This is a genomic window from Variovorax glacialis (genome assembly GCF_051216375.1).
Classification (GTDB): domain Bacteria; phylum Pseudomonadota; class Gammaproteobacteria; order Burkholderiales; family Burkholderiaceae_C; genus Variovorax.
Genome location: NZ_JBPJZT010000006.1, coordinates 230088 through 248884 on the forward strand (window position 1 = coordinate 230088; position 18797 = coordinate 248884).

The following is an 18797-nucleotide window of genomic DNA, read 5'->3' on the forward strand; positions in this document are numbered from 1 at the left end:
TAGATACCCCGGCCTTCCTCGTCCGGGATGGCCTCTACCTGAAGAAGTCGAGGATGCGGCTGCGCTCCTCGGGCGCGGCCGGGGGGCCCACCTGTGGGCCCGCCAGGTCCTCGACCGGCGGCAGCGGCGCAGTGGTGTCCATGCCCAGGCTGGCCACGGCGCGGCCCGGTGCGTAGTCGTCGAAATACCAGTCGCCGTCGACGCGAAGCAAGCCACCCGGCACCGACGGCTCGCTGACGGGCACGCCCTTGAGCGCCGTCTGCATGTAGCCCGTCCAGATTGGCAGGCTCAGGCTGCCGCCGGTTTCGCCACGGACGCCGAGTTGGCGCGGCGTGTCGTAGCCCACCCAGGCGACGCCGACCATCGTCGGCTGGAAGCCCGCGAACCAGGTGTCGAAGGAATCGTTGGTCGTGCCGGTCTTCCCATAAAGGTCGTCCCGCTTGAGCGCCTGGCGCGCCTTGATCGCAGTGCCGCCATTGACCACGCTCTGCAACAGCGAACTCATGACGAAGGCATTGCGTTCCGGAATGGCGCGCCGCTCCTCGTCGAGCACCGGCGGCTCGGTCTCGAGCAGAACCTTGTCCTTCATGTCCGTGACGCGCGTGACGAGATAGGGGGTGACGCGATAGCCGCCGTTGGCGAACACCGAGTAAGCAGCCGCCATCTGCATCGGCGTGACCGAGCCCGCACCGAGTGCCATGGGCAGGTTCGCCGGATGCTTGTCGCGGTCGAAGCCGAATCGGGTGATCCAGTCCTGCGCGTAGGGCGCACCGATCGACTGCAGCACGCGGATGGTGACCAGGTTCTTCGACTGCTGAAGTGCACGACGCAGCGACATCGGGCCGTCGTAGGTGCCGTCGTAGTTCTTCGGCTCCCAGGCCTGGCCGCCAGCCCCGGCTTCGAAATACAGCGGTGCATCGTTGACGACCGTGCTCGGCGTGAAGCCCTTCTCCAGCGCCGCCGAATAGATGAAGGGCTTGAAGCTCGAGCCCGGCTGCCGCCATGCCTGCGTGACATGGTTGAACTTGTTCTTACCGTAGTCGAAGCCGCCCACCAGCGCCTTGATGGCGCCCGTCCGTGGATCCAGGCCGACGAAGGCCGCTTCCACTTCAGGCAGCTGCGTGATCTCCCAGGTGTTCTTCGGTGTCTTCGCAACCCGGATCACCGCACCGCGGCGGATTCGGATGGCAGGCGCCGCCTTCTCCGAGAGCCCCGACTGCGCAGGCTTCAAGCCGTCACCGTTGATCTGCAGCGTCTCTCCGTTGGCACGAACCGCGACCACCTCCTTGTTGCTCGCCTGGAGCACCACGACCGAGATCACGTCGCCGTTGTCGGGGTGACTGGACAACGCCTCGTCCACCGCGTCGTCGAGTTCCTTCGGATCGGTGGGCAGGTCGACGAACTGCTCGGGACCGCGATAGGCCTGCCGGCGCTCGTAGTCCATGATGCCCTTGCGCAGCGACTTGTAGGCCGCCGCCTGATCGGCCGCGACCAGCGTCGTGTAGACCTTGAGGCCGCTCGTATAAATGCTGTCGCCGTACTGCGCATGCATCATCTGCCGAACCGTCTCGGCCACGTATTCCGCATGCAGGCGATCCGGATCGGCTGCATCGCGCAGGTGCAGTTCTTCCTTCTTCGCCTCGTCAGCCTGCTCGGCGGTGATGAAGCCGGTCTCCTGCATGCGGTCGATCACGTAGAGCTGGCGTGCACGTGCGCGGCGCGGATTGCTCACCGGGTTGTTGGTGCCCGGTGCCTTGGGCAGGCCGGCCAGCATGGCGGCTTCGGCGATCGTGAGGTTCTGAATGGGCTTGCCGAAGTAGGTTTCGGAAGCTGCCGCGAAACCATAGGCGCGATTGCCCAGGTAGATCTGGTTCAGGTAGATCTCGAGGATCTGGTCCTTGGTGAGTTCTTGCTCGAGCCGCAGCGCCAGCAGGATCTCGTACGTCTTGCGGCTGAGCGTCCGCTCGGAACTGAGGTAGACGTTGCGCGCCACCTGCATCGTGATCGTGGAGGCGCCCTGTTGCCTTCCGCCCTTGAAGCTCGCCGCGGCGGCGCGCACGAAGCCCTTGTAGTCGACGCCGCCGTGGTCGTAGAAGCGTGCATCCTCGACGGCGAGGACGGCATCCTTCATGACCTTTGGAATGGCCGCGAAGGGCGTGAGATTGCGCCGCTCTTCGCCGAACTCCCCCAGCAGACTGCCTTCGGCCGAATACACCCGTAACGGCAGCTTGGGCCGATAGTCGGCGAGATCGGAAACGTTCGGCAGCTTGGGATAGATGGTGACTGCGGCGATGCCGGCCGCGATCAGCAGGACGAGCGCGCCCGCCGCGGCGACCCCGGCGCCCAACAGCGCAATGCGCCGAAGACGATTCGACCGGTCCGTGCGCGCCGGCTCGCTTGAAGGTGATGTTTTGGACATGGCAGAAGAGACGTCGACGCGGGTGGAAATGAGAAAAACCTCATGACAGATGGGCATGAGCTGCTATCGATTGGATAGCGCCGTCGACCGCGGTAGGAGCCGGCCGGAGTTATCGAGTTCCCCATCGAACTGGCATAAGGGATGAAGCCCTAATACTCCGGCAGCGAACCGAAGCCAGTGTGAAGTCCTCCCTGGACATGACTTCACACAGACTTCACACAACGCCGGAAGCTTCGAACAGGCTTCCAATTGCCTTCTCGGCAGACCACGACATTGGCTCCCGTGCACCGTTGCACGACACCCTTCGAGGGACAAGGACCCAAGTGATGGAAAGCTCCATACCCCGCCCCGGCCGCTGGCTCTGGCTCACCACGCTCGGCCTCGCGTCCACCTGCTTCGTCATGCTGGTCGCCCGGCCCGTGCACGCGCAGGACGCGCCGGGCCCGCGGCTGAAGACCGAGAGCCCGTATTTCTTCGTGAAGAGCGACGACCCCGAAACCGATCGTCTCCCGCTCAAGGGCACCGAGGTCGACGTGAAGATCTCGGGCGTGATCGCGGACGTCACCGTCACGCAGACCTATCGCAACGAGGGGCGACGCGCAATCGAGGCGCGGTACGTGTTCCCGGGCTCCACCAGGGCGGCGGTCGGCGGCCTCAACGTCCGGCTCGGCGACCGGCTCATCACCGCGCAGATCCGCGAGAAGCAGCAGGCCCGCATCGAATACGACACCGCGAAGAAGGAAGGAAAGACGGCCGCATTGCTCGAACAGCACCTGCCCAACGTGTTCCAGATGAACGTCGCGAACATCCTGCCGGGCGATGAGGTCAAGGTGTCGCTGCGCTACACCGAACTGCTGGTTCCCCAAGGCGGCAACTACCAGTTCGTCTTTCCGATGGCGGTGGGACCGCGCTACAACAGTCCGCAATCGCAGAACGCGCAAGCGCCCTGGGTGGCGCAGCCGGTGCTTCGCGCAGACGTCGCGCCGAACACGCGCTTCGATCTCAAGGTCGCACTTGACACGCCGCTGGGCATCAAGGAAGTCCGATCCCTCACGCACGCCATCGACGTCCACAAACGCGATGGCGACGAACACGCGGACATCGCGCTGGCCCGCGGCAGCGAGCCCGCCGACAACCGCGACTTCGTCCTCGACTACCGGCTCGCGGGCGAACGCATCGAGTCGGGACTGATGCTCTACAAGGGCCAGGGGGACAAGGCCGAGAACTTCTTCCTCGCGATGGTCGAGCCGCCCCGCTCGGTGGCCGCGAGCGCCATCTCGCCACGCGACTACATCTTCGTGGTGGACATCTCGGGCTCGATGCACGGCTTTCCGCTCGACACCGCGAAGGTCGTGCTGGAGCGGCTGATCGGCGGATTGCGCCCCAGCGACACCTTCAACGTGCTGCTGTTCTCGGGCAGCAACCGGATGCTGTCGCCGCACTCCGTGCCCGCGACGCGCGCGAACATCGAGCAGGCGCTCGCCACCCTTCGCAACTACAACGGCGGCGGCAGCACGGAGCTGATCCCGGCCCTGAAGCGCGCCTACGCCGAACCCAAGTCCGATGAGGTCTCGCGCACGATCGTGGTGGTGACCGACGGCTATGTCACGGTGGAGCGCGAGGCCTTCGAACTGGTGCGCAAGAACCTCTCCAAGGCCAACGTCTTCGCCTTCGGCATCGGCTCGTCGGTCAACCGGCACCTGATGGAGGGCATCGCCCGCGCCGGCATGGGCGAGCCCTTCATCATCACCGACCCCGTGCAGGCGCCCGAACAGGCGGCGCGCTTCCGCCGCATGATCGAGTCGCCGGTGCTCACCAGCGTGAAGGCCCGCTTCGAAGGACTCGATGTCTACGACGTGGAACCCGCCGCGCTCCCCGACGTGCTCGGCGAGCGGCCGGTGATCGTGTTCGGCAAGTGGCGGGGCGAGGCCAAGGGCCGCGTGGTCATCGAAGGGCGCGGCGCAGAAGGCGCCTACCGTCAGGAACTCAAGGTCGACGCGCACACGCGCCAGGACGCGGCCGCACTGCGCAGCCTGTGGGCACGCCACCGCATCGCGAGTCTGGGCGACCAGGAGACGCTGGAAGGCGGCGACACACTGAGGCAGCGCATCACCGACCTCGGCCTTCGCTACGGCCTGCTCACGCAATACACGAGCTTCATCGCCGTGGACCAGGTGGTTCGCAACGTGGCGCCGCAGAACAGCATCGGCGTCGACCAGCCCGTGCCGCTGCCCAAGGGCGTGAGTGAGCTGGCCGTGGGCCAGAGCCTTGGCGCCGAAGTGCCGAGCACGCCGGAGCCCGAGATGCTGGGAGCGATCGCGGTGGTGTTGTCCATGCTGGCGATGCTGCGGCGTCGCGTGCGTCGCACCGATGCACGGCGCTTCACGTCCTAAGGAGGCACTGCCATGACGCTCGCTCGCCTCGCTTGTACGCATCCCCGGATCATCGACTGGGGCATTCATCTCGACCGCGCGCCGGCCGCCGGATGGCTCGCATTGCAAGCCGCCGCGTTCACGCCCGTATGGACCTGGATGCCCAGCGCATGCGTGACGGGTCCGACGATCCGCTCGGCCTCCTCGCGGTCGCTGCCCTGGCAGTGCTGACGTGGACCTTGCGGCACGAACTGCGCCCCGCGCCACGCTTGGGCTGGCTGGCGCTGGCCACCTGCGGCACCCTCGTTGCAACGATGCTGCGCACGGGCATCGGCCCGCTGGCGGGCCTGCCGCCCTTGGCGTCAAGCCTGCTGGCAGTCTTGGCCTTCGCCTGTGGCCTGCTCGCCTTCCTTCCTCGGCGCGTTGCAGCGCTGCCCGTCGTCGCTCTCGCCGTGCTGGCGTTGCCGCTGCTGTCCTCGCTCCAGTTCTACGCGGGCTATCCGCTGCGCGTGATCACTGCCGAAGCCAGCCACTGGCTGCTCGCGCCCGGGTTCAGCGTCGCGCGCGAGGGCAGCAGCCTGCTGGTCGATGGGCGCCTGGTCATCGTCGATGCGCCCTGCTCCGGCGTGCAGATGGCTTGGCTCGGGTACTTCACGGCCTGCGTCGTGGCACTCTGGGCGGCACGCAATGACCGTGGCTTCCTCGCACGCCTGCCGGTCGTCGGCCTGCTCGTGCTGGCCGGCAACATCGCGCGCAATAGCGTGCTGGTCGCCCTCGAAGCCGCAGGGCACGCCCCGCCGCCGTGGCTGCACGACGCACTCGGTCTCGTGCTGCTTGCACTGGTCTGCGGCGGCATCGCCCGGGTCATGGCCCACGGCAGGACGACCCGGCGAGGCGCTGGCAACGACGCCATCCCCGGCATGATCACTTCCACTGGAGGCCACCATGCCGAAACAGCTCCTTGACCGATGGCTCGCCAACCGCTTCGTCAACCGCATCGGGCACAAGGCGGCTTTCGCAATCGTCATGCTGCTCTGCGTGATCTGGTCGGCCGCTTTCGCCTTGCATCGGCCAGCGGCCCCTGCCGCCGCGGCGGTGTTCGAGGAATGGCCGAGCGAGTGGGACGGCGTGCCGGTGCGCCCCCTCGCCCTCAGCGAAGTCGAGCAGCGCTTCGCGCAGCAGTTTCCCGGCGCGATCGCCCGCATGACCGATGGCGAGAACATGCTGGTGCTGCGCCAGGTCCACACGCCGACACGCATGCTTCACCCCGCCGCCGATTGCTACCGCGCACTCGGCTACGGCATCGCCCAGGCGCGCCTTGAACGTGACGTCCACGCCCGACTGTGGCGCTGTTTCGTCGCCGAACGCCGCGGCACTCAGAAAATGCAGGTCTGCGAGCGGATCGTCGATGCCCAAGGCGTCGCTTTCACCGACACTTCAGCCTGGTACTGGGCCGCCGCCAGCGGCCGGTCGACCGGACCATGGCAAGCTGTGACCCTGGCGAGACGGATCGAGTGAGAGAGATTTGCTGAAAAAAGCGCTGCTTTACCTGCTTCTTGCGACCCTGGCCCTGGTGCTGACGGCGGGCGTCGCCGCGTACCTGATCGTCAAGCTGGCCCTTGCGCCCGGACACGACGAGTGGCCGGCTCGCGTCAAGGCCGGGCCGGTCTCCGTCGACATCGGCGTGCCGACCGCCATCCGGCTCGCCACCTCCTCGTGGTTCGCGCCCTGGCTGGCAGGGCGGACCGTCAACACCGACTTCGGCCCCATCCTTTTCGGATGGAACGAACCTACTGGCACGCTGGAGCTGCAATGTGCGCCCTGCACCGCGACGGTGCCGGCGCTGGGCGAGGCGCCCATCCGGCTCGAGCGCCTGCGCGCCACAGTGCGTCGCGACGGCGCCACGCTGGGCGGCACCCTGGACGCCTGGCCTCCCGGCCCGGCCCCAGCCGCGAACAGCACGGCCGATGGCGTCCTGCATGCCCGCTGGGACGGCCGACTCACGCAGAAGACCCTGCTGCTCGACATCAACGTCACGGATGCGCCCGTCACCGGCTGGTACGCGGTCCTTGCGCCCGACCTCCCAGAACTGCAGCGCGCCCGGATCGGCGGCACCTTCGGGCTGCACGCACAGGTTGCGCTGCCTGCCGGCACCTTTTCGCTCCAGCCCCGGGTCACGCAGTTCACCGTCGAAGGACTCGGCACCGAGGCGATGGTCAACGCACGCACCAGTTGCGGCGCACCAAGCCGGCTCACGAACGACAGCTGGCTCGCCCGTTCGGTCATCGCGGCGGAAGACCAGCGCTTCTTCACCCATCCGGGCTACGACCTGGCCGAACTCATGCCGGCGCTGGAGAGCAACCAGAAGGCGGCCCAGGTGGAACGCGGCGCCAGCACCCTCACCCAGCAGCTCGCCAAGCTGCTCGTGACCGGCGACGAGCGCAGCGCCCACCGCAAGCTGCGCGAACTGCTCTACGGGGTCGAGATGGAAGAGACGCTGGGCAAGGCGCGCATCCTCCAGCTCTATCTGGACAACGCACCCTGGGGCAGCAACCTGTGCGGCGCCGAGTCCGCGGCGCGCCGCTACTTCAAGCGCAGCGCCCGCAACCTCGAACCGGCCCAGGCCGTCTGGCTCGCCGCCATGCTGCACAACCCGACGGCCGCGGTCGAGAAATGGCAGCGCGACGGCAGCATCGACGCCGCCCGGACGAAGAACATCGCCGAAGGCGTCCGCGGCATCACCAAGCCGCAGCGCGATGCCCTGCTTCGGAACCTCGCCACCGCGCGCTTCGCACCACCCTGAAGCGGCTGGCCAGCCGCACCAAATCGGCGCATCGATGGGCCGGAATCTCCCGGGATCGCTGGCACATGTCTTGCACCAGCAGCGTCAATGGATGCTGTCACCGCCCTTCCGCCCGCAGCTGTTGAAATCGTCGCACTGAGCAAGTGCTACGCAGCCGGTGCGCCGCCCGCCGTCGACCAGATCGACCTGCGGATCGCCAGCGGCAGCTACTGCTGCCTGCTCGGCCCCTCCGGCTGCGGCAAGAGCACGACGCTGCGCATGGTGGCGGGGCACGAATCGGTGTCCGGCGGGGACATCCTGCTCGACAACCGCAACATCACCAACCTCCCCGCTGCGGCGCGCGGTACGGCGATGATGTTCCAGAGCTTCGCGCTGTTCCCGCACCTGTCGGCGCTCGACAACGTCGCCTTCAGCCTCAAGATGAAGGGCGTGTCGAAGAGCGAACGCCACAAGCGCGCCAGGAACCTGCTCGAGCGCGTCGCGATGGGGCACCTGGCCGAGCGCAAGCCCGGCGAGCTCTCCGGCGGCCAACAGCAGCGTGTCGCGCTGGCGCGCGCCCTCATCACGGAGCCGCGCGTGCTGCTGCTCGACGAACCGCTCTCCGCCCTCGACCCCTTCCTGCGTATCCAGATGCGCGCCGAACTGCGCCGCTGGCAGAAGGAACTGGGGCTGACCTTCATCCACGTCACGCATTCGCAGGAAGAGGCGATGGCGCTCGCCGACACGATGGTGGTGATGAACCACGGGCTGATCGAGCAGGTCGGTTCGCCCCACGAGGTCTACAACCACCCCTCCAGCGAGTTTGTCGCGCGCTTCATGGGCGGCCACAACGTGTTCGCGGTGCACGACGCGCTGATCGCGGTGCGCAACGACCACATGCAGATTGTCCCGGCCACGGGTGCGGTCGGCGAAGTCGGTGTTCCGGCCCACGTGACCGACGTCGAATACCAGGGCACCTACGTGCTGCTCGGCCTCCGCCTCACCGGCGTCCGGCCGGAGCACAGCAGCGTGTCGGTGCTGCTGTCCGAAAAGGCCTTCGTCACGCGCACCTACCAGGTCGGCGACAGCGTGCGCCTGACCTGGGCCGAAGCCGATGCGCGCAAGCTCGGACCGGGCGCCGCGCGGCCCTCCGGCACGACGAACGGCACGCCGCCCCCGCGCCATGAGCCACTGGCCGCGCTGGCAGCGATGGCGGCCTGAACACGGCCGTGCGTCCTCCCCGTCTTTCGCTTTTCCTTTCCACCCTTTCTTCATCACTGCCTCCCAGGAGACCTGCCATGTCCAAAAAAACCGAAACGTCATCCACCGGCGTGCAGCGCCGCACCCTGCTGCAGGGCACCGCGGGCATCCTGGCGACGGGCGTGTTCCCCGCGATTCACGCACAGGAAAAGATCGTGCTGCGCTACCTCGGCACCGCGGTCAACCAGGACAAGGCCATCGCAGAGAAGTTCAAGGCCGACACCGGCATCGAGATCCAGTACGTGGCCGTCACGACCGACGACGTCACCAAGCGTGCCGTCACCGCGCCGAACAGCTTCGACCTGATCGACACAGAGTATTTCTCCCTCAAGAAGATCGTCCCCACCGGCAACCTCAAGGGCATCGACACCAAGCGCGTGAAGAACGCGGACAAGATCACCACGCTCTTCACCAAGGGCGAGGTCGCGGGCAAGAAGGTGGGCGACCAGGGCACGGCGCCGATCAAGGTGATCTTCCTCGAAGGCGAGAAGAGCAAGGCCTTCTCCAAGTCGCCAACGCAGTTCATGTCGCTGATTCCGACGACCTACAACGCCGACACGCTAGGCATCCGCCCGGACCTCATCAAGCGCCCGATCGGCTCGTGGGCCGAGCTGCTGAACCCCGAGTTCAAGGGCAAGGCCGCGATCCTGAACATTCCGTCGATCGGCATCATGGACGCCGCGATGGTGGTGGAGTCGAAGGGCATCCACAAGTACGCCGACAAGGGCAACATGACGAAGGCGGAGATCGACCTCACGATCAAGACGCTGATCGAGGCCAAGAAGGCGGGCCAGTTCCGCGCGCTGTGGAAGGACTTCAACGAATCCGTCAACCTGATGTCCTCCGGCGAAGTAGTGATCCAGTCGATGTGGTCGCCTGCCGTGACGGCCGTGCGCAGCAAGGGCATCGCCTGCACCTTCCAGCCGCTGAAGGAAGGCTATCGCGCCTGGGCCTCGGGCTTCGGCCTGCCGGCCACGCTGTCGGGCAAGAAGCTCGACGGCGCCTACGAGTTCATCAATTGGTTCCTCGACGGCTGGGCGGGTGCGTACCTCAATCGCCAGGGCTACTACAGCGCCGTGCTGGAAACCGCCAAGGCCAAGATGGAGCCCTACGAGTGGGCCTACTGGATGGAAGGCAAGCCCGCGACGCAGGACATCAAGAGCCCGCAAGGCGACGTCATCGCCAAGGCCGGCGCTGTGCGCGACGGTGGCAGCTACGAGGAGCGCATGGGCGGCATCGCCTGCTGGAATGCGGTCATGGACGAGAACGAATACATGGTCAGAAAGTGGAACGAGTTTGTGGCTGCCTGAACAAGGCTGACCCCCAGGCTGCGCTGCGCTTCGCCTACCCCCTGTGAGGGGGCGACACCGGCGGCCCGGCGAAGCCGGTTCCGCGGTGTCCTTTGGACAGGCATCGCGGGCTCGCCTTGGGGGGCAAGAACTTCGACATGAACGCTGTCACCATCGCAACGACCAAGGCCGCTTCCGCCACCCGCACCATCGGCGCGTGGTGGCAGGCGGCGCCGTTTGCGCTGGTGTTCCTGCTGTTCTTCCTGATTCCGCTGGCGCTGATCGCGATGGTCAGCCTGTGGAACTTCAACGAGTACGAGCTCATCCCCGCGCTGTCGCCACGCAACTACCTGAGCATCTTCGAGGGCTGCTCGCACCTCACGGACAACGGGGACTTCTGCGTCACGCTGTCCACCTACATCAGCACGCTGAAGTTCTGCGTGCTGGTCTGGGCCATCACGCTCGTGGTCGGCTTCTCGGTGGCCTATTTCCTCGCGTTCCATGTGCGCTCGCCGGGCATCCAGACATTACTCTTCGTGCTGTGCACGGTGCCCTTCTGGACCTCGAACGTGATCCGCATGATCTCGTGGGTGCCGCTGCTCGGGCGCAACGGCCTCGTGAATCAGGGCCTGATGGGCATGGGTCTGATCGACTCGCCCGTCGAGTGGCTGCTGTTCTCCGACTTCTCGGTGGTGCTCGCCTTCGTGCATCTCTACACGATGTTCATGATCGTGCCGATCTTCAACTCGATGATGCGCATCGACCGCTCCCTGCTCGAAGCCGCGAGCGACTCCGGCGCATCGGGCTGGCAGACGCTGTGGAACGTGATCGTGCCGCTGTCGCGCACCGGCATCCTGATCGGATCGATCTTCGTCATCACCATCGTCATGGGCGACTTCGTCACCATTGGCGTGATGGGCGGCCAGCAGATCGCTTCCATCGGCAAGATCATCCAGGTGCAGACCTCGTACCTGCAGTTCCCGCTCGCGGCGGCTAACGCGATGATCCTGCTGGCCGTGGTGCTGATGATCATCTGGGGCCTGACCCGGCTCGTGGACATCCGGAAGGAACTATGAGCAACCGCATCGGCGAACGGCGTTCGGCAGGCTTCTGGCCGCTGGCCATCGTCTTCTCGCTCTTCGTGCTGTTTCTCTACGGGCCGATGATCACGATCTTCGTGCTCAGCTTCCAGGGTCCGGAGGGGGGCCTGACCTTTCCGCTGCGGGGTGTCTCGCTGCACTGGTTCCACAAGCTCGCCGAGGGCCTCGGGACCGTCGACATCGGTGCCGCGTTCCGGCGCTCGCTGATGCTCGGCGCGGTGGTGATGCTCTTCACCGTCGTGCTGTCGGTCCTCGCAGGCCTCGCGTTCCGCAAGCGGCTCAAGGGTGGCAACGCCCTGTTCTTCATCACGGTCGCGAGTCTCATCATGCCGTCGATCATCGTGTCGCTCGGCATCGGCCTGCAGTTCCGGCTGCTCGATGGCGGCATCAAGAGTGCGCTCACCGCCATGGACGCAACCAGCACGCTCGAGAACTACGGAACCGCCCTCGGACTGCTGACGTCCGCACTCGGTGCCCACCTGACGTGGACGCTGCCCTTCGGCCTGCTGATCATGTTCGCGGTGTTCAACCGCTTCAACCCGGCCTACGAGGAAGCCGCCCGCGACCTCGGTGCGACGCCCTGGCAGAGCTTCTGCCACGTGGTCCTGCCGCTGATCGGCCCGTCCATCGTCGGTATCGGCATGTTCGGCTTCACGCTGAGCTGGGACGAGATCGCGCGCACCTCGCAAGCCATCGGCGACGTCAACACCCTGCCGCTCGAACTGCAGGGCCTGACATCGACCGTGACCACGCCATCCATCTACGCACTCGGCACGGTGACCACCGTCGTGTCCTTCGCGGTGATGGCCCTCGCGCTCGGTTCCGCGGCCCTGTTGCGCAGGCGGTCCACGCAACGTCGCTGATGGCTTGCCTGCTCGTCATCAACCCCAACACCTCGGCCTCGGTCAGCGAGTTGCTGCAACGGCACTTGCAGGCTCAGGCGGGGGACGCCTTGCAGGTGCGTGTCGTCACCGCGCGTTTCGGCGCGTCGTACATTGCCTGCGAGGCCAGCTACGCCGTCGCACAGCACGCAACGCTGGATGCCTGGGCCGCGGCGCATGCGCATGGCGAACGGCCAGACGCCATCCTGATCGGCTGCTTCGGCGACCCGGGTCTCTTCGCGCTGCGCGCGGGCGCCGGCGTACCGGTCAGCGGATTGGCGGAGGCGGCCTTCCTGTCTGCGAGCAAGCACGGCCGCTTCGCCATCGTGACGGGCGGCGAGGCCTGGCGGCCGATGCTCGAACGGCTCGCATGGTCGCTCGGGCAGGCTTCCTCGCTCGCGGGCATCCACACCGTGGCGCCGACGGGCGCGCAACTCGCCGCCGATCCGCAAGGCGCTCGCACCCTGCTGGCCGAGGCATGCCGCGAGGCTGCGATCCGCTTCGAAGCGGATGCCGTGATCCTCGGTGGCGCAGGCCTGGCCGGCATGGCGGCCGACATTGCCGACAGAGTGCCGGTGCCGCTGATCGACAGCGTGAGCGCAGGCGCCGAGTGGGCCGCGGATGCGATCCGGCGGGCGCCGGCACCGTCTGCCGCAAAGGGCTTCGGCGTGGCGTGGCAGAACGTCTCGTGGGAACTCGAAGCGCTGGGCTGAAGGCACCCGCATCCCGCGCCCAGCCAGGAAACCGGCGCCCCCTCCGACAACACGGTCGTCGCGACCGTGCCACCATCGCCGGATGACCACCTCCAGCCACGCTCACAACGCGCACGGCATCGATCCGGTTGCGCTCGCCCAGCCCCGGGGCATCGACCAGATCGTCGCCGGCGTCTCGACCAGCGACGGGGACGGCGTCAAGCTCACCCGCGTGCTGCACCAGACCCTGCAGCAGCGGCTCGACCCCTACCTCATGCTCGACGCTTTCGGCAGCGACAACCCCGGCGACTACATCGGCGGCTTTCCGAGTCATCCGCACCGCGGCTTCGAAACCGTGACCTACATGATCTCCGGCCGCATGCGCCACAGGGACAGCGGTGGCCACGAAGGGCTGCTGTCGAACGGCGGCGTGCAATGGATGACGGCCGGGCGGGGGCTGGTCCACAGCGAACTTCCCGAGCAGGAAGAAGGGCTGATGGAAGGTTTCCAGCTCTGGCTCAACCTGCCGGCCAAGGAAAAGATGCGCGAACCCTGGTATCGCGACATCCAGAGCGAGGAGATCCCCGAGTTCACCACGCTGACCGGCGTACATGTGCGCGTGATCGCCGGCGAGAGCCACGGCATCCCGGGCGCAGTGCAGCGCGAGCACACCGAACCGCTCTACCTCGACATCACCCTGCCCCCCGGCGCCGAATTCGCGCAGCCACTGCCGGACACGCACAACGCGCTGCTCTACGTGTTTCGCGAATCGCTCTACATCGGAAGCAGCGAGATTCCTACCAAGCGCATGGCGATCCTCGCGAACGAACCGGGCAGCGACGGCGTCGTGCTGCATGCGCCTGCCTCCAATCACAGCCCGGCACGTGCGCTGCTGATCGCAGGCAAGCCGCTGCGCGAGCCCATCGCGCAGTACGGCCCTTTCGTCATGAACACCCGCGAGCAGGTGATGCAGGCGGTGCAGGACTTCCAGAACGGCAAGCTGGCCTGAACCGGCCCGCATGAAGGACCGTGGCGCCGTACATTTTTCTTTACGCGCGCTAACTCCCGCCTCACGGTTGCGATACATCGCGCGGCCAAACTTCCCTTCACCTGCTGCCCATCGGCGGCGGGCTTCTTCGAAAGGAAGCACTCATGACCTCGTCTCGCAAAAGCCTTCTCCTGGCCACTCTCCTGGCCTCCGCCACCTTCGCGTCGGCCGGCGCATTCGCGCAGGCACAGCCCGGCGTGCAGCAACCGGGGGCACAACCCCAGGCCGAGCAGCGCCACAACCGCGAAGACCGCGCGCAGCGCTTCGAGCGCGTGCAAAAGCAGCGGGCGGAACGCCTCTCGGCCCTGAAGGAAAAACTCAAGCTCACGCCGGCGCAGGAAGGCGCCTGGAGCAGCTTTGCCTCTGCGCAACAACCGCCCGCACGCCCTGCCGGCCAGGCCCGTGCCGAGTTCGCCAAGCTGACCACGCCGCAGCGCCTCGACCGCATGCAGGCCCGACAGGCCGAACGCAGCGCGATGTTCGCCAAGCGCGCCGACGCCACGCGAAGCTTCTATGCGGCGCTGACGCCGGAACAGCAGAAGACCTTCGACGCCGAGTCGATGGCGCGCTTCGGTGACCATGGCGGCCCGCGTCACCACCCGAATGCGGCATCCGCCAAGAGCTGATCTCTGCCGGACAGCAGAAAGGCCCGCGACGTGGAAGCGTCGCGGGCCTTTTCTTTTCTTTCTGAAGGTCGGGACCCGGTTATTTCGGCGTTCCCGCTTTGTCAGTCGGGTTGGTCGGAACCTCCGGCCGTTCGCCCTTCTCGCCGAAGCTCGGCTTGACCTTGCGGTCCGCCAGGCTCACCTCCTGCCGCGATCTCTCACCGGTGGGGCCACGCCCGAGATGCCCATTAGGCCGGTGAGCAGTGCGGTTGCGAGATATCCTTGCTTCATGGTGTTGGCTTCTTGTGGTTTCCGATCGAGAGAGAGCCTTTCCTTCAAGCTCTGGATTCCAACGTAGGAGGGCGTTCGGCGGCACCATGTGGGGGATGCGGCAGCCCTCCCTGTAGGAACCGGCCGCCGGGCCGCGAAGGCAGAACAAGGAGGTGGCGCGTTCCTACACCCTCATCGAACCCCTCGACTTACAACCACTCCTGTGAAGCCTGCATCCCATTCCGCCGCCGTGGCGGCTCCGACGACCTCGCTCAAGGTCATGACCGTGAACACCCACAAGGGCTTCACGGCGCTGAACCGCAAGTTCATCTTGCCCGAGTTGCGGGAAGCGGTCCGGACGGTGGGGGCGGACGTCGTGTTCCTGCAGGAAGTCCTCGGAACCCATTCGCGCCACTCGCGCAGGGTCGACAACTGGCCCGAGGCACCGCACTACGAGTTCCTCGCGGACACCATGTGGCCGCAATACGCCTATGGCCGCAACGCGGTGTACCCCAAGGGCCACCATGGCAACGCAGTCCTGTCGAAGTTCCCGATCATTCACTACCGCAATCATGATGTGTCGATCACGGGCCCCGAGAAGCGCGGGCTGCTGCACTGCGTCCTGCGCCTGCCTGCGCGGCCGGTCGACGTGCATGTGATTTGCGCCCATCTGGGTCTGTCCGAAGCGCACCGGCTGCAGCAGCTCGAATTGCTCTGTCACATCGTTCGCGACGAAGTGCCTGCCGACGCCCCGCTGATCGTCGCGGGCGACTTCAACGACTGGCGCGGCCGCGCGCATGAAATCCTGGCGCAGGGCGCCTCGTTGCGGGAGGTCTTCGTGCATGCCAACGGCAGCGCGGCCAAGACCTTCCCGGCGCGCTTTCCCCTGCTGCCGCTCGACCGCATCTACGTGCGCAACGCGGGCGTCCATGCGCCAGTGGTGTTGCCGCGGAAACCCTGGTCGCATTTGTCGGACCATGCCCCATTGGTCGCGGAGATCGAGCTGTGAGCATCTCCGAACCTACTGCAAGCAACCAGCGCTGGATCGGCGGCAATCGCATTGATCTGCTGGAGAACGGCGAGGCATTCTTTCCGCGCGTGTTCGAGGCGATCGGCGAGGCTCGGCGCGAAGTGGTCGTCGAGACCTTCATCCTGTTCGAGGACAACGTCGGCACCCAGTTGCACGGAGCCCTCCGGGCGGCTGCGCAGCGCGGCGTGAAAGTCGACCTGATGATCGATGGCTTCGGCTCATCGGGCCTGTCATCGGAGTTCATAGCCGGGCTCACCTCTGCCGGCGTCAACGTGCGCGTCTTCGATCCAGGCAAGCCCCTCTTCGGCAAGAGGCTCAACCTCTTTCGCCGCATGCACCGCAAGATCGTCGTGATCGACGGTTCGATCGCCTTCGTGGGCGGCATCAACTACTCGGCCGATCACCTGCTGGATTTCGGTCCCAAGGCCAAGCAGGACTATGCCGTGGAGCTGGCCGGACCGATCGTTTCGGAAATCCACCGCTTCGTCCTGCACGCGATCGCGGTCGGCGGCAAGGGAGCGGGCTGGTTCCGGCGGCGCCTGAAGGCCACGCACCAGCACAACGCCCCTGCGGGCGAAGCCGAAGCCCAGTTCGTGACGCGCGACAACCGACGGCACACCAACGACATCGAGCGGCACTATCGCGCCGCCATCCGCAGCGCGCGGCAGCGCATCGTGATCGCCAATGCCTACTTCTTCCCAGGCTACAGGCTGATCAAGGAGATGCGACGGGCCGCCCGGCGCGGTGTCGACGTGCGGCTGATCCTCCAGGGCGAACCGGACATGCCGATCGTCAAGGTGGCGGCCAGCATGCTGTACCACCACCTGCTGCATGCCGGCGTGCGCATTTACGAGTACTGTGAACGGCCCCTCCACGGGAAGGTCGCGCTGGTGGACGATCAATGGAGCACCGTCGGATCGAGCAACCTCGACCCCTTGAGCCTGTCGTTGAATCTCGAATCCAACGTGATCATTCGCGACCGGGCCTTCAATCAGCTTCTTTCGGAACGGCTCGAGCGCCTGATCGAGCACAGCTGCAAGCAGGTGAACACGTCCGACCTGACCGAATGGAGCGGCTGGCGCCTGGTGCGCAGCTTCTTCATCTTTCACCTGCTGCGCTGGTATCCGTCGTGGGCAGGCTGGTTGCCGCGCCATGCGCCGCGCCTGAAGCCGCTGGAAGCGCCCGAGGCGCGCGGCGGCGGGGCGACGCAGACGGACGTGGCCTGACCTCACCGACGGAAGGGATTGCCGTGGATGCCGTCGGGGCGCAAGAACTTCAGGCACACGGTTGGTGGCCCTGGGCGAAACGCATCGCGGCCTGGGTCTTCTTCGCGGTCGTCGTCTACCTGATCGTGCGACAGGCGCGCACCATCGACTGGAGCGACGTGCTCGATTCGGTGAAGGCGATCCCCTCGCCCATGCTGCTGGCAGCCTTGCTCCTTGCCGTGTGCAGCCATGTGCTCTACAGCACCTACGACCTGCTCGGCCGGCGTATGACCGGACACAGATTGGGCACCGGCACGGTGATGGGCGTCACCTTCATCAGCTACGCCTTCAACCTCAACCTCGGCTCGCTGGTCGGTGGTGTCGCCTTCCGGTACCGCCTGTATTCGCGCCTCGGCCTCGACAACAACACCATCACGCGCGTGCTCGGATTCAGCATGCTGACCAACTGGTTCGGCTACTTCGTGGTCGCGGGCGCAGCCTTCTGCTTCTGGCCCATGTCCCTGCCGCCCGACTGGAAGGTCGACAGCGGAGGCTTGCGCATCCTCGGAGCCGCACTGCTGCTCGTGGGGGTCGCCTACCTTGCCCTGTGCACCATCGCGCGGGAGCACACGTGGCACATCCGCGACCATGACCTGGACACGCCGCCGCTGCGCATCGCACTGCTCCAGCTCGCCATGTCGTGCGGCAACTGGGTCCTGATCGGCGGGGTGATCTGGTTCCTGCTACAGCAACAGGTGGCTTATCCGACGGTGCTCGCGGTATTCCTCGTCGCGGCCGTGGCCGGCGTCATCACCCATGTGCCGGGTGGGCTCGGCGTGCTCGAGGCCGTGTTCATCGCGCTGCTCGGGCATGTCGTTCCACAAGGGAAGCTCCTGGGCGCGCTGCTGGCGTACCGCGCCATCTATTACCTGCTGCCCCTCATCGTCGCAAGTCTCTTCTACGTGGTCACCGAACTGCGTGCGAGGCGGCTGCGGCGATCCCATCCAGCGCCCCAGGCGTGATGCCTCCGGATGGTGCTGCGCCAGCGCAGGCCTCGTCCTTTTTCGCCTGAACGCCTACAGGCTGCACGCGGGCTGCGGCCTAAGTTAGCGCCCATGTCGCACCACACCGTCACTCTCGCGGGCGAGATCGATCTACCTGGCTTTCGCCGCGAAGCGCGGGCACTGCTGGCGGGTCTGGTGCCACCGGAGGACACGCACTGGCATGCGCGAATCGACGCCGCGGTCGAGGCGGCGAAGCGCGAGAGGACCGTCGCTTCGACCGCGCGCGCAGCACCTGCGGCGTCCAACCTCTTCCTTCCGCGCTCCTTCCTGTCACTGTGCGAGACGGTGATCCTGCACAACGATCCCTCGCGCTTCGTGTTGCTCTACAGGTTGCTGTGGCGCCTGGTGCATGAGCCCGACCTGCGCCGCAATCCGCTCGATCCCGATCGAATGCGGGCCCTTCACATGGCCCAGGCGGTTCGGCGCGACATGCAGAAGATGAAGTCGCTGATCCACTTCAAGGTGATCGACGAGGACGGCGGCGCCGAACCCCTGCATATCGGGTGGTTCGAGCCCGACCATCACATCGTCGAAGCGGTCGCACCGTTCTTTGCCCGTCGACTCGTGAAAGCGCGCTGGGCGATCCTGACACCGGAATGCAGTGTTCGCCGAAACGCCGAAGCGCTGGAGTTCGGATTGGGTCTGAGCGCCGCAACGATGCCATCGGAAGAGGCGGCCCCGGATGCCTGGCTCGCGCGCTACCGCCAGGTGTTCAGCCCCGCCCAGTTGCAGGCTGCGCCGAAACCACTGACCCAGGGCTCCGACGCCCAGAGCGTGTGA

General features: G+C 66.4%; 17 protein-coding genes. 16 read left to right on the forward strand and 1 reads right to left on the reverse strand.

Annotation, left to right across the window (positions count from 1 at the left end; genetic code table 11):
- Positions 1–34: 34 nt before the first annotated feature.
- Positions 35–2419, reverse strand: a complete 2385-nt coding sequence (locus ACSFBL_RS18000) for a penicillin-binding protein 1A (RefSeq protein ID WP_435517159.1) — start codon at positions 2417–2419, stop codon at positions 35–37.
- A gap of 326 nt (positions 2420–2745) precedes the next feature.
- On the opposite strand from ACSFBL_RS18000, the gene ACSFBL_RS18005 reads away from it, so the two are divergent.
- The 16 genes from ACSFBL_RS18005 to ACSFBL_RS18080 all read left to right on the forward strand — a co-directional run bounded on the left by ACSFBL_RS18005 (position 2746) and on the right by ACSFBL_RS18080 (position 18797).
- A complete protein-coding gene (locus ACSFBL_RS18005) occupies positions 2746–4812 on the forward strand; it encodes a VIT and vWA domain-containing protein (protein WP_435517160.1) in 2067 nt (688 codons plus the stop codon).
- A 12-nt stretch (positions 4813–4824) separates the two neighbouring features.
- On the forward strand, positions 4825–5022 hold the full coding sequence (locus tag ACSFBL_RS18010; protein ID WP_435517161.1) for a hypothetical protein: 198 nt from the start codon (positions 4825–4827) through the stop codon (positions 5020–5022).
- A complete protein-coding gene (gene xrtQ, locus ACSFBL_RS18015) occupies positions 4962–5756 on the forward strand; it encodes an exosortase Q (protein ID WP_435517162.1) in 795 nt (264 codons plus the stop codon). The genes ACSFBL_RS18010 and xrtQ overlap by 61 nt, the downstream gene beginning before the upstream one ends.
- Positions 5737–6309, forward strand: coding sequence for a hypothetical protein (locus ACSFBL_RS18020; RefSeq protein WP_435517163.1), 573 nt, complete (start codon positions 5737–5739; stop codon positions 6307–6309). Before xrtQ ends, ACSFBL_RS18020 begins: the two co-directional genes overlap by 20 nt.
- A 7-nt stretch (positions 6310–6316) precedes the next feature.
- The gene (locus ACSFBL_RS18025; RefSeq protein ID WP_435517164.1) at positions 6317–7594 is read left to right on the forward strand and encodes a biosynthetic peptidoglycan transglycosylase; all 1278 of its coding nucleotides are present in this window, start codon (positions 6317–6319) and stop codon (positions 7592–7594) included.
- 87 nt (positions 7595–7681) lie between these two features.
- Positions 7682–8794 carry an ABC transporter ATP-binding protein gene (locus ACSFBL_RS18030; RefSeq protein ID WP_435517165.1) on the forward strand — a complete coding sequence of 371 codons (1113 nt, stop codon included), beginning with the start codon at positions 7682–7684 and terminating at the stop codon, positions 8792–8794.
- A gap of 77 nt (positions 8795–8871) precedes the next feature.
- Positions 8872–10143, forward strand: coding sequence for an ABC transporter substrate-binding protein (locus ACSFBL_RS18035; RefSeq protein ID WP_435517166.1), 1272 nt, complete (start codon positions 8872–8874; stop codon positions 10141–10143).
- A gap of 137 nt (positions 10144–10280) precedes the next feature.
- Complete coding sequence (locus ACSFBL_RS18040) at positions 10281–11198, forward strand: ABC transporter permease (RefSeq protein WP_435517167.1); 918 nt, start codon at positions 10281–10283, stop codon at positions 11196–11198.
- Positions 11195–12085: an ABC transporter permease gene (locus ACSFBL_RS18045; RefSeq protein ID WP_435517168.1), complete on the forward strand. Its 891-nt coding sequence runs from the start codon at positions 11195–11197 to the stop codon at positions 12083–12085. Before ACSFBL_RS18040 ends, ACSFBL_RS18045 begins: the two co-directional genes overlap by 4 nt.
- Positions 12085–12816, forward strand: coding sequence for an aspartate/glutamate racemase family protein (locus ACSFBL_RS18050; RefSeq protein ID WP_435517169.1), 732 nt, complete (start codon positions 12085–12087; stop codon positions 12814–12816). The genes ACSFBL_RS18045 and ACSFBL_RS18050 overlap by 1 nt, the downstream gene beginning before the upstream one ends.
- A gap of 82 nt (positions 12817–12898) precedes the next feature.
- A complete protein-coding gene (locus ACSFBL_RS18055; protein ID WP_435517170.1) occupies positions 12899–13804 on the forward strand; it encodes a pirin family protein in 906 nt (301 codons plus the stop codon).
- A gap of 143 nt (positions 13805–13947) precedes the next feature.
- Positions 13948–14469: a Spy/CpxP family protein refolding chaperone gene (locus tag ACSFBL_RS18060; protein ID WP_435517171.1), complete on the forward strand. Its 522-nt coding sequence runs from the start codon at positions 13948–13950 to the stop codon at positions 14467–14469.
- Between the two features lie 529 nt (positions 14470–14998).
- Positions 14999–15727: an endonuclease/exonuclease/phosphatase family protein gene (locus ACSFBL_RS18065; RefSeq protein ID WP_435517378.1), complete on the forward strand. Its 729-nt coding sequence runs from the start codon at positions 14999–15001 to the stop codon at positions 15725–15727.
- Positions 15724–16974: a cardiolipin synthase ClsB gene (gene clsB, locus ACSFBL_RS18070; RefSeq protein WP_435517172.1), complete on the forward strand. Its 1251-nt coding sequence runs from the start codon at positions 15724–15726 to the stop codon at positions 16972–16974. Before ACSFBL_RS18065 ends, clsB begins: the two co-directional genes overlap by 4 nt.
- Positions 16975–16997: 23 nt before the next feature.
- Positions 16998–17975: a lysylphosphatidylglycerol synthase domain-containing protein gene (locus tag ACSFBL_RS18075; RefSeq protein WP_435517173.1), complete on the forward strand. Its 978-nt coding sequence runs from the start codon at positions 16998–17000 to the stop codon at positions 17973–17975.
- Between the two features lie 9 nt (positions 17976–17984).
- Complete coding sequence (locus ACSFBL_RS18080) at positions 17985–18797, forward strand: DUF4130 domain-containing protein (protein WP_435517174.1); 813 nt, start codon at positions 17985–17987, stop codon at positions 18795–18797.

Excerpts from the sequence above, each read along its gene's own strand:
- ACSFBL_RS18005 (WP_435517160.1), top strand. The coding sequence starts at position 2,746 with ATGGAAAGCTCCATACCCCGCCCCGGCCGCTGGCTCTGGCTCACCACG.
- ACSFBL_RS18000 (WP_435517159.1), bottom strand. The coding sequence starts at position 2,419 with ATGTCCAAAACATCACCTTCAAGCGAGCCGGCGCGCACGGACCGGTCG.
- ACSFBL_RS18035 (WP_435517166.1), top strand. The coding sequence starts at position 8,872 with ATGTCCAAAAAAACCGAAACGTCATCCACCGGCGTGCAGCGCCGCACC.
- ACSFBL_RS18055 (WP_435517170.1), top strand. The coding sequence starts at position 12,899 with ATGACCACCTCCAGCCACGCTCACAACGCGCACGGCATCGATCCGGTT.
- ACSFBL_RS18060 (WP_435517171.1), top strand. The coding sequence starts at position 13,948 with ATGACCTCGTCTCGCAAAAGCCTTCTCCTGGCCACTCTCCTGGCCTCC.
- ACSFBL_RS18065 (WP_435517378.1), top strand. The coding sequence starts at position 14,999 with ATGACCGTGAACACCCACAAGGGCTTCACGGCGCTGAACCGCAAGTTC.
- ACSFBL_RS18040 (WP_435517167.1), top strand. The coding sequence starts at position 10,281 with ATGAACGCTGTCACCATCGCAACGACCAAGGCCGCTTCCGCCACCCGC.
- xrtQ (WP_435517162.1), top strand. The coding sequence starts at position 4,962 with ATGCGTGACGGGTCCGACGATCCGCTCGGCCTCCTCGCGGTCGCTGCC.
- ACSFBL_RS18030 (WP_435517165.1), top strand. The coding sequence starts at position 7,682 with ATGGATGCTGTCACCGCCCTTCCGCCCGCAGCTGTTGAAATCGTCGCA.
- ACSFBL_RS18050 (WP_435517169.1), top strand. The coding sequence starts at position 12,085 with ATGGCTTGCCTGCTCGTCATCAACCCCAACACCTCGGCCTCGGTCAGC.
- ACSFBL_RS18010 (WP_435517161.1), top strand. The coding sequence starts at position 4,825 with ATGACGCTCGCTCGCCTCGCTTGTACGCATCCCCGGATCATCGACTGG.
- ACSFBL_RS18020 (WP_435517163.1), top strand. The coding sequence starts at position 5,737 with ATGCCGAAACAGCTCCTTGACCGATGGCTCGCCAACCGCTTCGTCAAC.
- ACSFBL_RS18045 (WP_435517168.1), top strand. The coding sequence starts at position 11,195 with ATGAGCAACCGCATCGGCGAACGGCGTTCGGCAGGCTTCTGGCCGCTG.
- ACSFBL_RS18080 (WP_435517174.1), top strand. The coding sequence starts at position 17,985 with ATGGTGCTGCGCCAGCGCAGGCCTCGTCCTTTTTCGCCTGAACGCCTA.